This is a genomic window from Polynucleobacter sp. MG-28-Ekke-A2 (assembly GCF_035012985.1).
Classification (GTDB): domain Bacteria; phylum Pseudomonadota; class Gammaproteobacteria; order Burkholderiales; family Burkholderiaceae; genus Polynucleobacter.
The window spans coordinates 88,513-102,307 of sequence record NZ_JAYGQU010000006.1; the positions used below are offsets into that span (position 1 = coordinate 88,513).

7 protein-coding genes are annotated in these 13,795 nt (G+C 46.6%); 4 read left to right on the plus strand and 3 right to left on the minus strand.

Translation table 11 applies throughout. From position 1 onward, the window contains the following. Positions 1–15 precede the first annotated feature (15 nt). Positions 16–2,712 carry a pyruvate dehydrogenase (acetyl-transferring), homodimeric type gene (aceE, locus tag VC188_RS05685; RefSeq protein WP_323483309.1) on the minus strand — a complete coding sequence of 899 codons (2,697 nt, stop codon included), beginning with the start codon at positions 2,710–2,712 and terminating at the stop codon, positions 16–18. Positions 2,713–2,916: 204 nt separating this feature from the next. On the opposite strand from aceE, the gene VC188_RS05690 reads away from it, so the two are divergent. From VC188_RS05690 to VC188_RS05705, 4 genes are read left to right on the plus strand one after another with little or no spacing between them, the layout of a single operon-like run. Further along, on the plus strand, positions 2,917–5,439 hold the full coding sequence (locus tag VC188_RS05690) for a PAS domain S-box protein (RefSeq protein ID WP_323483310.1): 2,523 nt from the start codon (positions 2,917–2,919) through the stop codon (positions 5,437–5,439). A 35-nt stretch (positions 5,440–5,474) separates the two neighbouring features. Further along, positions 5,475–6,122, plus strand: coding sequence for a response regulator transcription factor (locus VC188_RS05695; protein ID WP_072582210.1), 648 nt, complete (start codon positions 5,475–5,477; stop codon positions 6,120–6,122). Positions 6,123–6,137: 15 nt separating this feature from the next. Continuing rightward, positions 6,138–6,992, plus strand: a complete 855-nt coding sequence (folD, locus tag VC188_RS05700; protein WP_323483311.1) for a bifunctional methylenetetrahydrofolate dehydrogenase/methenyltetrahydrofolate cyclohydrolase FolD — start codon at positions 6,138–6,140, stop codon at positions 6,990–6,992. Positions 6,993–7,044: 52 nt separating this feature from the next. Further along, on the plus strand, positions 7,045–9,183 hold the full coding sequence (locus tag VC188_RS05705) for a M3 family metallopeptidase (RefSeq protein WP_323483312.1): 2,139 nt from the start codon (positions 7,045–7,047) through the stop codon (positions 9,181–9,183). A 70-nt stretch (positions 9,184–9,253) separates the two neighbouring features. Here VC188_RS05705 and VC188_RS05710 read toward each other — a convergent pair whose 3' ends face one another. Both VC188_RS05710 and VC188_RS05715 read right to left on the minus strand, forming a co-directional pair. Then, positions 9,254–10,570 (minus strand): alpha/beta fold hydrolase, encoded by a 1,317-nt coding sequence (locus VC188_RS05710; RefSeq protein WP_323483313.1) that lies wholly within the window; start codon positions 10,568–10,570, stop codon positions 9,254–9,256. A 93-nt stretch (positions 10,571–10,663) separates the two neighbouring features. After that, positions 10,664–13,795, minus strand: a complete 3,132-nt coding sequence (locus VC188_RS05715) for an efflux RND transporter permease subunit (RefSeq protein WP_323483314.1) — start codon at positions 13,793–13,795, stop codon at positions 10,664–10,666.

The following is a 13,795-nucleotide window of genomic DNA, read 5'->3' on the forward strand; positions in this document are numbered from 1 at the left end:
AGTATTTATCTCTTATCAAACCGTCATTGGGTTTGGTTTAGTAACGTCAATGTTGTACTTCTTAATCGCCTCAACTAACTTAGAGCGATCAAGCTGACCAGAGTCAACCAAAGATCTCAAGGCAGTGAGGACGACCCAGCGACGATCCACTTCAAAGAAGTCACGGAGTTTTTCACGAGTATCAGAACGTCCAAAGCCATCAGTACCCAATACTTCATAACGGCGACCCATGTGCTGAATTGCTGGACGAATCTGCTCAGCAAATAGACGAACATAGTCGGTAGCTGCAACGATTGGGCCTGCAGTATCTTTCAGGCACTTCTCTACATGAGATAAGGCTGGCGCAGCACTTGGGTTCAATAAATTGCTACGGTGAACCGCAGTCCAATCACGGCCTAGCTCAGTAAAGCTTGGGCAACCCCACAAGTCTGAAGCAATACCCCAGTCTTTATGCAAAATCTCTGCAGCTTCAATCACTTCACGGAAGATCGTTCCTGAACCTAAGAGCTGTACACGTAGCTTTGCTTTGTCGTCACCAACGGACTTGAGCTTATACATGCCCTTGATGATGTCTTTCTCCGCACCCTTAGGCATTGCTGGGTGTGAATAGTTTTCATTCATCAAAGTAACGTAGTAATACACGTCTTCCTGAACTTCCAACATACGACGCATACCATCCTGAATTACTACGGCCAATTCAAATGAGAAGGTTGGGTCATAGCTGATGCAGTTTGGAACCGCACCACTCCACAAATGACTATGGCCATCTTCGTGCTGTAAGCCCTCGCCGTTCAATGTGGTTCTACCAGCCGTACCGCCCAGCAAGAAACCACGACTACGCATATCTCCTGCGGCCCAGGCTAAATCACCGATACGCTGGAAACCAAACATGGAATAGAAGATATAGAAAGGCAACATGGGTACGCCATGGGTGGAATAAGAAGTCGCAGCAGCGATCCAGTCGCACATACCGCCGGCTTCATTGATGCCTTCTTGCAGAATTTGACCTGTCTTGTCCTCTTTGTAGAACATCAATTGATCATGATCTTCTGGTGTGTAAAGTTGGCCTAATTGATTCCAGATTCCTAATTGACGGAACATGCCTTCCATACCAAAGGTACGGGACTCGTCCGGAACAATCGGCACTACCCGCTTACCCAAGACCTTATCGCGCACTACTGTATTGAGTATGCGTACAAATGCCATGGTAGTAGAAATCTCACGGCCTTCAGTAGTGGCCTCAAGCAATGGAGCAAATACTTCTAAAGCAGGGACTGGCAAGCTCTCCGCTTTAGTACGACGTTGCGGCAAGTAACCACCCAACTCTTGACGACGCGCCTTCATATATTCCAATTCAGGGCTGCCTTCGGCAAACTTGACCAAAGGCATTTCGTCCAACTCTTCATCTTTAACGGGAATCTCAAAGCGATCACGGAAGCGACGCACGTCGTCATCGTTCATCTTCTTCGCTTGGTGGGCAATGTTCATCGCCTCACCTGAGCCACCCATGCCATAACCTTTAATGGTGTGGGCTAGGATCACTGTAGGTTGATTCTTGTGATTTACCGCCGCATGGAATGCTGCATAAACCTTATGTGGATCATGACCACCGCGATTCAGTTGCCAAATTTCATCATCACTCCAGTCACTTACTAACGCCTTTAATTCTGGAGTATTGAAAACGATCTCGCGAACGTAGCTGCCGTTCTTAGACTTCATAGTCTGATACTGGCCATCAACGATCTCACCTAAGCGTTGCATCAGGATGCCTTTTTTGTCTCGTGCAAAGAGAGCATCCCACTGACCGCCCCACACTACCTTAATCACATTCCAGCCGGCACCGCGGAACTCGCTCTCAAGCTCTTGAATGATGCTGCCGTTGCCGCGCACTGGTCCATCTAGACGCTGCAAGTTACAGTTAATTACGAAAATCAGGTTATCGAGTTTTTCACGACCGGCCATACCAATCGCACCCAAGGATTCTGGTTCGTCGGTTTCGCCATCGCCCAAGAATGCCCAAACTTTACGGCCTTGCTCTTGAATGAAGCCGCGGTCTGTTAGGTACTTCATAAAGCGCGCTTGGTAAATCGCCATGATCGGGCCCAAGCCCATCGATACGGTTGGGAACTGCCAGAAGTCTGGCATCAACCAAGGATGTGGATAACTAGAGATGCCTTTACCGCCAACTTCTTGGCGGAAGTTGTTGAGCTGACCTTCTTCGAGACGGCCCAACATATAAGCACGTGCATAGACACCCGGAGCAGAGTGGCCTTGCACAAATATTAAGTCGCCACCATTCTCGGGGGACGGTGCGTGCCAGAAATGATTGAAGCCAACGTCATACAAAGTAGCCGCTGACTGAAATGATGAAATGTGTCCACCAACGTTCGTGTCTTTGTTCGCACGCAGCACCATCGCCATAGCATTCCACCGCGTGTATGAACGAATGCGATGTTCTATATTTTGATCGCCAGGTAAACGTGCTTGATTTTCAACAGGGATAGTATTGATATAAGGAGTCTCAGCATGGAATGGCTGTACCACTCCGTTTACACGAGCATGAGAAATTTGTTGATCGATGAGATAGGCAGCTCTTTCAGGACCCTCGTTACGAATCACGCCATCGAGCGCTTGTAACCACTCCTGAGTCTCGCCAGGATCTGCATCCTGAGTATTCTGTTTACCTAATACTTGATCTGGAACTGCTGCCATTTTTGTCTCCATTAAATAGTGCTTAATTTGTCATCAACTCTATAGCCAACATTCTAGGAAGGTATATGGGTGTAAACAAGCAATTTTCCACATAATGATAGTATTTCTCATAATGTGGTATTATATTGCGGTGCAAATAAGAAGCTATAAAAAGGTCTGAATTGACTTTTTGCACAGTCAAATAGGGCAAAATGCTTTGTATTCATGAGAAAAACAGCATTTTCCAGCCTAGTCCTTAGCCCCATTAGGTGGCTCCGCAAAATACGTGGATTTAGGATTGTTTACACCCCGCTTTTAGCCATTGTTCTGTTTACAGCAGTCATGGGCATTATTTTGGGAACGCTGCATTTACAAGAAAAGAATCAGCAAGAGGCTGCCCTATTTAGAGAGCTGTCATTTGCCAAGCAGCGCATTCAATCTCGTTTCGCTAGCAACCTTGATGCATTAACAACGATTAATCGAGAAATGGCTGCAAGCGAGGATCAATTCAAACTCAGACAAATTGCGCGCGAGCAAGCAGAAGATCTCGTTTTAAATAACCATGAGATCGTCAAAATCATCTGGTTGAACAATCAAAATCAGCGACTATGGGCAGCCCCCGCTGAAAGTAACAAATCGGATTGGATTAGCAAAACTCAAAATGATCAGCCCATTAATTCTAGTCTTGCCTCAACTATTGAGCTTAGCCGAGTAACTAGTCGAGCAGCTTTCAGTCAGTTTGTTTCCTTAAATCTACCGGGTGACGCACCGATCGCCACAGATAGAAAAATTGTTCTATGGCAAGTGGTACCCAATATTGTTGGTGGAGAAGTGGTTGGTTTCTTGGCGGCACTCTATACGACTCAAGGAATACTGGATGCCCTGCCAAGTGACCTCAAATCCCATTACCGCTTTACCTTGCTCACTGACAATGAAAGAGTTTTAGGCATCTCTTCCGATAGAGGTACCCCAAAAAGAGCATTTAGCAATCAGACAAGTTTAGACATTGGGGTCTTAAGCCCCAACATTAATTTACGCATCGATACCTATCCTCCGCCAACCAACCTCACCTTCAGGATGTTAATTGGTGTCGTGATTGGATTAAGCGCATTCGTGGTTTGGAGTTTGTGGTCCGTACTAAAGCAAATGCAAGTCCGCCAAGAGGCCGAAGCCAGTCTGCGCAAAGAAACTAGTTTTCGTAATGCAATGGAAGACTCCACTCCCGTGGGTATTCGTGCCCATGATATGCAAAAGCGCATTACTTATGTGAATCGAGCATTTTGCGAAATGACAGGCTGGACATCGGAAGAGTTAATAGGTCTCACTCCGCCCTTTCCGTTCTGGCCAGATAGTAGAAGAGATGAGCTTGTTGAGAAAATGAATCGGGCGATGAAGTCCAACATCAGCGTTGTAATGAGGGTCGGCATCGAAGGGGTGATTTTAAAGAAAGATGGCTCCTTGATACAGACCCGTACCTTTATTGCCCCACTGATTAATGAAAAAGGGAAACAGACTGGTTGGGTGACCTCATTAATTGATATTTCTGAGCCTAAGAAGATTCGTGAAGAATTAGCTGCCTCTCAAGATCGCTTTACCACCGTTCTAGAAAGTCTAGACGCCGCTGTGTCAGTGGTCTCGCTGGAGACTAACGCCCTGCTATTTGCTAATCGTTTTTATCGGGAGCGCTTTGGAGACAACTCTAAAGGTCACTTCCAATTAGCGGGCAGCGATACAACCAACATGACAATGCGAGCTATCGCAGAGGATCTTGAGGATTCCCCCCCAGGAATTCCAACGCCATTTTTGTATCAAGAGTCCGAGTCTGAAGAAGTTCAGCTAGGCGATGACAATAATCAATGGTTTGAAGTTAGACGTCGTTACATCCCTTGGGTAGATGGACATCTTGCACAGTTATTGATTGCCACGGATATTACCGCTCGTAAAGAAGCAGATGATTTGGCGCTCCAACAACAAGAGCGAATGCAGTTCACCAGTCGTCTCACCACAATGGGTGAAATGGCATCTTCTTTGGCCCATGAACTAAACCAACCTCTTTCAGCCATATCAAACTACTGCATGGGTGTTGCTAAGCGCCTGGATGGGCATCTTGACCCTGCTCTAACTAAAGAGATTTTGCCGGCATTAGAAAAGGCTTCTGAACAAGCCCATCGTGCTGGCACCATCATTCAGCGCATTCGAGGCTTTGTAAAGCGCAGCGAGCCTCAACGTAAAGCAGCGAACATTACTGAAATTATTAATGATGCGGTTGGCTTGGTTGAAATTGAAGCCCACCGCCATCGCTTAGTCATTAGCTCGGAAATTGCCGAAAATCTGCCCGTAGTTAATCTGGATCCAGTCCTAATCTTGCAGGTAGTGGTCAATCTTCTGAAAAACGCCTTGGATAGCGTCCGTGAGGCTTACCCCCTTTCCTCCCGTTGGTCAGCGCCACCAGTTCGGATTAGTGCAGATTTAGACACCAGCATCTTCCCGGCCATGCTCAGAATCCAGGTTACCGATGCTGGGGGCGGAATCTCGGAAAACGTCCTGGAGCGCATATTTGAGCCGTTTTTCAGCACGAAGTCCGACGGAATGGGTATGGGGCTCAATATTTGTCGCTCCATTATTGAATCTCACCATGGCAGGCTTTGGGCCACCAATGTCCAAGACTCAGAACAAACCAAGCTGGCTGGCTGCACCTTTACAATACTCCTACCACTGGAATCCTCTGGATCCAAGGCTACTGTTTAACTTCGAATTTAAAGATTTACCTCGCGAGAACTGATATGAACTTAAGCGCTACTGCAAAACCAAACCAAGCTGAAGTTGTCTATGTGGTGGATGATGACGAAGCGGTAAGAGATTCGCTTACCTGGCTCTTAGAAAGCAATGGTTATGTTGTTCGTTGCCATGCAAGCGCAGAACGTTTCTTACAGTCTTTGCAAAGCACCGACAAGTCCACCATCTCTTGTGCTATTTTGGATGTGCGCATGCCTGGTATGTCAGGCCTTGAATTGCAAGAGCGCTTAACAAGCGAAAACCTACCAATGCCAGTTGCATTCATTACTGGTCATGGCGATGTATCGATGGCCGTCTCCACGATGAAGCGTGGCGCAGTGGATTTCATTGAAAAGCCTTTTAAAGAAAATGATCTTTGTGGTTTAGTAGATCGTATGCTTGCTAAAGCGCGCATCGATTATTCACAAGCTAGTCAACGCAAAATTACCCAGAGCTTACTCAGCAAGTTAACTGGTCGTGAGCGCCAAGTTCTAGAACGCATTGTTGCAGGCCGTTTGAATAAACAAATTGCTGATGACCTGGGTATTTCTATTAAAACTGTTGAAGCACACCGCGCCAACATCATGGAAAAGCTCAACGTCAACACGGTTGCCGACCTACTCCGCCTGGCTTTGTCTGATCCCCAGCCTAATTAATTACCGGGGTTTTCTATGCCAGCTCAATTATTAGACGGAAACATCCTTTCTAAAAAACTACGTACGGAAATTGCTGCACGTGGTGCAATCGTCACCGCCAAAGGCACCAGACCTGGTTTAGCAGTCATCGTGGTTGGCGACAACCCTGCCAGTGCAGTATATGTTCGCAATAAGGTGAAGGCCTGTGAAGAAGTTGGCTTTCATTCTTTTTTAGAGCGCTATTCTGTAGAGCTTGGCGAAGAAGAATTACTCGCTCGTATTGCCACACTGAATTCAGATCCGGCGATTCATGGCATCTTGGTGCAATTACCATTACCAGAACATATCGCCTCTGAGAGAGTTTTAGAAGCGATTGCTCCAGAAAAAGATGTGGATGGCTTTCACGTAGCAAATGCTGGCGCCTTGATGGTTGGTCAACCAGAATTCAAACCTTGCACACCTTATGGTTGCATGAAGATTCTCGAAAGCATTGATTACCCTATTCGCGGTGCTCGGGCCGTGATTGTTGGTGCCTCCAATATTGTGGGTAAGCCAATGGCGATGCTGCTATTGCAAGCCGGTGCAACGGTCACTATTTGCAATAGCAAGACTCGTGACTTGGCACACCACACCAAGGATGCTGACATTCTGGTGGTTGCTACCGGTAAACCCAGAATGGTTACTGGCGATATGGTAAAGAACGGCGCCGTTGTCATTGACGTGGGCATTAATCGCCTGCCTGACGGCAAGCTCTGTGGAGACGTGGATTTTGATACAGCTAAATACATCGCCGGCTGGATTACCCCGGTTCCAGGTGGTGTTGGCCCGATGACCATCACTATGCTTCTCATGAATACCTTGGAAGCCGCTGAAAAAGCCACTAAGCACTAAGGAATTACTGGGACTTTTGGCAAAATTGCTCCCAGTCCATTAAGCTAGAGGGATGACTACATCCACATCTACATCGCCCTTCAGCACTCTCCCAGCAGAATTACAAAATAACCCCTTAGTGACTTTCGGGCGCGGTATTGCCGCCTACTCAGAAGTAAAGCCTGAGCATATTGCACCAGCAATTGAATATTTGCTCAAGCATGCGCAAAATGCTGTGGATGTGGCAGTCAATTCAAGTACTCCATCCACTTGGGATGCCTTAGCCGAGCCGCTAGAAGATGCTACTGAATTTTTTGGCAGGTCTTGGGGTGTGATATCCCATCTCAATAGCGTTGCCGATACCCCGGAGTTACGCGCTGCCTATGGCGAGATGCTACCCAAGGTCACCGCTTTCTTCTCAAGCCTTGGTCAAAATTTAGAGCTCTACAAAAAGTTTAAAGAACTCAGTAAAGCGCCTGATTTTTCAAAATTAAGCGCAGCTCAAAAGAAAGTAATTGAAAACTCCTTACGAGATTTTCGTCTGGGCGGGGCAGAACTCAGTGATGTAGACAAGCCGCGCTTTTCACAAATTCAGGATGAGCAGGCAACCTTAGGCAAAGCATTTTCAGATCATGTTCTAGATGCTACCGATGGCTTTGTTCATCTGATCACTGATAAAGCTGATTTGGTGGGCTTGCCTGAGGACGCTATTGCAGCCGCTGCAGATATTGCCCAGCAAAAGAACTTACAGGGTTGGGCATTCACGCTGCACTTCCCCTCTTACTACCCCGTCATGCAGTACTCAGAGAATCGTGCGCTGCGTCGCTTGATGTATGAAGCTTATGTCACCCGCGCTTCTGAACTGGCACCCCAATATGCCAAAGGTAAAGTGGATTGGGACAATACTCAGAACATGCTCGATCAGTTAAGACTGCGCGATGAGGAAGCTCATATGCTCGACTTCAAAAACTATGCCGCACTGAGTTTGGCTCCAAAGATGGCAAGCAGTGTTGATGAAGTCGACTCCTTTTTGACTAACTTCGCGCAAAAAGCAAAACCATTTGCATTAAAAGATTGGCAAGAGCTATCTGAGTTTGCCAAGACCGAGCTATCTATTGCTGATGGCTTAGAGCCATGGGATGTTGCTTTTGCATCCGAAAAATTGAAGCAAGAACGCTATTCCTTTTCGGAGAATGAGCTTAAGCAATACTTCCCCCTGCCTAAGGTATTAGATGGTCTCTTCCAAGTCATTCAGACTCTGTTTGGCGTCAAGATTGAAGCGGCAGATTTACCAACTTGGCATACCGATGTGCAATCCTTTTCAGTGAAAAACGCCAAGGGTAATATCGTGGCCTACTTCTATCTAGATCCCTATGCTCGCCCTGGCAAGCGTGGCGGGGCTTGGATGGATGATGCCCGCGGTCGTAGAGTTTTACCCAATGGTGAAATCCAAGTGCCTGTTGCTTATTTGGTTTGCAACTTTGCGCCGCCAGTCAAGGTCGATGGTGTGTTGCGTCAACCTACCATTACTCATGATGATGTCATCACCCTCTTCCATGAGAGTGGCCATGGTTTGCACCACCTTCTTACTCAAGTGAGCGCTTTAGGGGTTTCAGGTATCAATGGTGTTGAATGGGATGCGGTAGAGTTACCGAGCCAGTTTATGGAAAACTTCTGCTGGGAGTGGGAAGTGCTAGAAAAGATGACTGCACATGCCGAAACTGGCAAGCCTCTTCCACGCGAGTTATATGACAAGATCCTCGCTGCCAAGAATTTCCAGAAGGGTTATATTACTTTGCGTCAGATCGTGATGTCTCTCACCGACTGGCGCTTACATGCGAGCTTTGATGCGAAGAATGCTCAAGGTCACGCAGTATTAGACCTTTCCAGAGCGATTGCTGATCAATTCAACGTTATTCCACAACCAGCCATCTCTCGTTGGATCAATACCTTTAGCCATATCTTTGCTGGTGGTTATGCAGCTGGCTATTACAGCTATAAGTGGGCGGAAGTGTTATCTGCTGATGTCTACTCAGCTTTTGAGGAGGCAGCAAAACTCACTGGCAGCGTCTTAGATGAGAAAACAGGTGCTCGTTATCGTGAAGAGATTTTAGAGGTTGGTGGCAGTCGCCCTGCGGCTGAATCTTTTAAAGCCTTTAGAGGTAGAGAGCCAAGCATTGATGCCTTATTGCGTCATGGCGGGTTAGCATAAGAGTTAAACCTAAAGGTCCAAATAAAAAACCCATCGCTATAGATGGGTTTTTTATTAGAAAGCTCCTGAATTAACTCGGGAGCTGGGCTGCTAGCTGACAATTATTTGGTGCCGGCTTACCTGCTAGCCGATCTTTAATCCAGGCCTGATATAGGGGCGCAGAGGCTCCAGGAGTTGTGAAATGAGACTGATCTCCTGGCAGCTCAACCCTATTAACATTGCCGCCTAATTTACACATCTGCTCCTGATAGAGCTTACCCATGATTGGGGGATTCGTGGTGTCCTTATTACCCCAATAGATCACTACCGGTGCAATAGGTTTTTCAGGATTCACGCTGCCCTTGACCATGGCTTTTGTCCAGTCAAGAGAATTGGTGAATTGATCTTTTAATAATGTTTTGTATTGGCTGCTGTAATTGAAATTCAGTGTATCTGCCACAGCATGCATACATTTGTTTCGGATAACCTCATCCAGCACTTTAGCGCCGTCAGTTGTAAAGATATCGGTGAGTTTTAGATTTGGATTACCAGCCCTCACACCCCACATACTCATTGCCATATGTGAAAAATCAAAAACATTGTCAGTGAACATCTTAACGATTCCACTTAATGATTTTTGTGCGTTCACTTCATCTGCTGTTGAATTGGGCATCATGATGGCAATATCATCTGGAGCCAAGGCAACCACGCCAACGAGCTCAATGCCATCGGCAATTGTTCCCTTTTTGGAGATGTATTCTGGCATGCTTGCTGCAGCAACTACAGCGCCACCACCCTGCGACCAGCCATAGATAATCGTCTTCTTACCGGCGCCAGCCTCCTTTAAGGCACTAGCAGCTCTAGCCGAATCAATCATATCCATGGCATTGGTTGCCGCTAAAGCATATTGATGCTCGCCTCCACCACCCAGGCCTTGGTAATCCGTTGCAACTACTACATATCCGTCTTTGATAAATTCTTCAATACTAGGGATGCCGTAATCCGTCCAAGAATTTCCGCCAACTAAAAAGTATTCATTGAGGGGTGCTGTTGGATTAAGAACTTGTGAAGGGCCGCAATTTTGTGCGGCGCCAGTAGTCCCATGCCCCCAAGCCATGATAGGCCTACCCTCTTTCGGTGGAGTGCCAATCGGGGCTACTACCAAGCCAGTAGCAAGATGCTTACGCCCGCCAACATCAGATGTGACGTAGGCAATCTTCCAAGCTTGAGCACCCTTAACAGACGTCTTAATTTTTTCCTTTTTCAGAATTTGTCCGAGCTTACCATCGGGACTCATTTTGATAACCTCATCATAAAAAGAAGGAACAGGTGGATCAGCATATACGGCAGTAGAAAGAATACTTAAAGCAGTGCCGAGCATTAAAATCAAAATGGAAATAGGAGTCATTTTTTTCATAGCTTAAATGGGTAAGTTAGGATCCAAAAATATCATTAAGTAAGATCGAGTGGGCAGCAATACATCCTATTTGCTTCGTTTATATTACTGACCCTTGGTCGCTTTCTTGTTCGCGCGGCGCTCAAAGAAGGTTTCGATTTCAACGTAGAAGACTGGCACTAATGCCACTGCAAGGCAGGTAGAGGCAATCATGCCGCTAAATACGGTAATGCCTAAGGAGATACGTGCTGCTGCACCCGCACCGGTAGATAGAAGCAAGGGCATGACCCCCAAAATAAAGGCAATCGATGTCATCACAATTGGCCTAAAACGTTCTCTTGAAGCCTCTAAAGCAGCATCAACAAAACTCATGCCCTTATGTCTGCACTCAATAGCCACCTCAACAATCAAAATAGAGTTTTTACATGAGAGCGCAATCATTAACACCAGGCCAATCTGCACATAAATGTTATTTGATAGGCCCGTAAGCAATAAGGCCAATACCGTACCCGATAAAGAAAGTGGCACTGCAGTCAAAACAGCTAGCGGCGCTATCCAAGTTTCATATTGCGCTGCGAGCACTAAGTACACCAACAAGATCGATAGCGCAAAGATTAAGATTACGGTGTTTCCTACCAAATCTTCTTGATAAGACATGCCAGCCCACTGGTACGCGACCCCATCTGGCAAAGTCTTGGCGGCTACCTGCGCTAGCACCTTCATCGCCTGTCCAGAGCTATAGCCATCATTGGCAGCACCTAGAACAGCAGCAGAAGGATAAAGCTGGAACTGTGAAGCAAACGCAGGTCCAGTAGTGTCTTTGACATCAATGAAGGATCCAAGCGGAACCATATTGCCGCTCTTGTTTTTTACATACAGGCGATTTACTTGCTCTATAGCGTTGCGGTACTTACCATCAGCCTGAACATACACTTGGTAGGTTTGACCGTATTTGAAGAATTGATTGACGTAAGAGGATCCAAGATAGGATTGCAATACATCGTAAGCATCCCCTATATCGACGCCAAAAGTTTCAGCCCTACCTACATTGAAGGTGAGTTGGAGTTGGGGAACATTGTTTTGGAATGGCGTAAAGATCATCATGATCTCTGGATGCTTTTGCGCCTCAGCAATAAAGGTCTTAGCGGCAGCATCTAACTTAGCAAAATTATTACTGCCATCCGTCAGCATCAGCCTCATCTCAAAACCACCCGATAGACCCAAGCCCGGAATGGCTGGCGGCAAGAGTACAAAAGACTTAAGCTCTTGAACTTGCTTCAGGCCTTGATTCATATTGTTATAAATATCACGCAGGCCCTCTCCTTTGCCCCGCTCTTCCCATTTCTTCATGATGACGTATAAGCCACCCGCATTAGATTGGGAGCTACTGTTGTTCAGCAAATTAATGCCACCGATCACCACTACGGTATCAACACCAGGAACCTTCTTAATGACATCAACTGCTTTTTTCATGCCACTCTCGGTACGCTGCAAAGAGGCCGCATCAGGCAAGGTAGTTGAAACCACCAAATAGCCTTGGTCTTCGTTTGGAATAAAACCAGATGGCACAAACATCAAGCCGATGAGAGAAGCAGCAATAATCGCAATCCCCACCATCGATGCTTTAGCTCGATTTTTCATCAAGCCTTCAATCTTGTGTCCATACCAAGTGGCCAAGCGATTGAAATACAAATCAAATTTTTGATAGAGCTTATTTTTAACCTTGTTAGGGTCAATCGGCTTGAGATACTGCGCTGACTGGGTTGGCTTTAGAGTAATCGCATTGATACCGCTAATCAAAGCAGTTGCTGCAATCACTAAAGCAAACTGTCGATACATTTGTCCGGTAATGCCAGCAATAAAGGAAGCGGGGATAAACACGGCCATCAAGACTAAGGTAATACCAATAATCGGACCCATCAAAGCAGTCATGGCATCAATTGCACCCCGCTTAGGATCTTCACCCTCTTCCACTTTCTTGGAGACCGCTTCAACCACCACAATCGCATCATCCACCACAATACCGATACACAGAACGATTGCAAACAAGGTGAGTAAGTTGATTGAGAAGCCCAAGGCAGCCATACAAGCAAATGCGCCAATAATCGTGACAGGCACTGTTGTAGCAGGTACCAGCGTGGCACGCCAGTTCTGCAAGAAAATCATAATCACGAGCAGTACTAAGATGCCCGCCTCGTAAAGCGTTTTATAAACCTCATGAATAGAGGCCTTCACAAACATCGTGGTATCAAACGGAATAGCCCAAGTAACTTCTTTTGGAAGAGTCTTGGCAATACTCTTCATCTCATCCTGAACTGCTTGTGCAGTAGCAATCGCATTGGCACCCGGCATTTGGTAAATAGCTATACCACCTGCTGGCTTGTCATCAATCTTGAAGAATTGACCGTAGTTCTGACTACCCATTTCTATTCTGGCGATATCACGCAAGTACGTGATTTCAGCCTTGTTGCCAGCCTTGACAACAATTCTGCCAAACTGCTCAGGCGTTGTCATAGCGCTGGTGACATTAAGTGTCAGCTGAAAATCTTGCCCCAGTGGTGTGGGTGGCGCGCCAATTTGACCTGCTGTGAGCAATACGTTTTGCCGATTAATGACGGCTATCACATCACTAGGCGTCAAATTGCGCATCTTGAGCTGGGCTGGGTCAAGCCAAACTCGCATACTGTAATTGCCCACACCAAAGACGTTGGCGGCAGCTACGCCGGGTAATCGCGCCAAGCGTTGCTGTAACTTGAGGTTTGCCAAGTTACTTAAAAATAAGCCGTCATGCTCCGGATTGGATGAAGTCAGGGTAACGAACTGCAGAATGGCAGTCGATTGTGTTTTGGTTGTGACGCCCTGCTTTTGAACTGACTGCGGCAAGGAAGGAAGCGCAATAGCCACTCGGTTTTGCACATTGACCTGAGCTAAATCAGGATTCGTACCCACCTTAAAAGTAACGGTAAGAGTATAGTTTCCGTCATTGGTGGATGCAGACTCCATATAGAGCATGCCATCGACACCATTCACCTGAGTTTCAATATTACTCGCTACTAATTGCTGTACAAGCGTGGCGCTTGCACCTGGATATCGTGCTGTTACCTGAATCGTGGGTGGAACGATATTTGGGTACTGAGCGATCGGCAAGCTATTAATGGACACTGCCCCAATCAATAGCATGACCAGAGCAATCACATTGGCCAGTACCGGCCGTTCGATAAAAAATTTAGAGAGCAT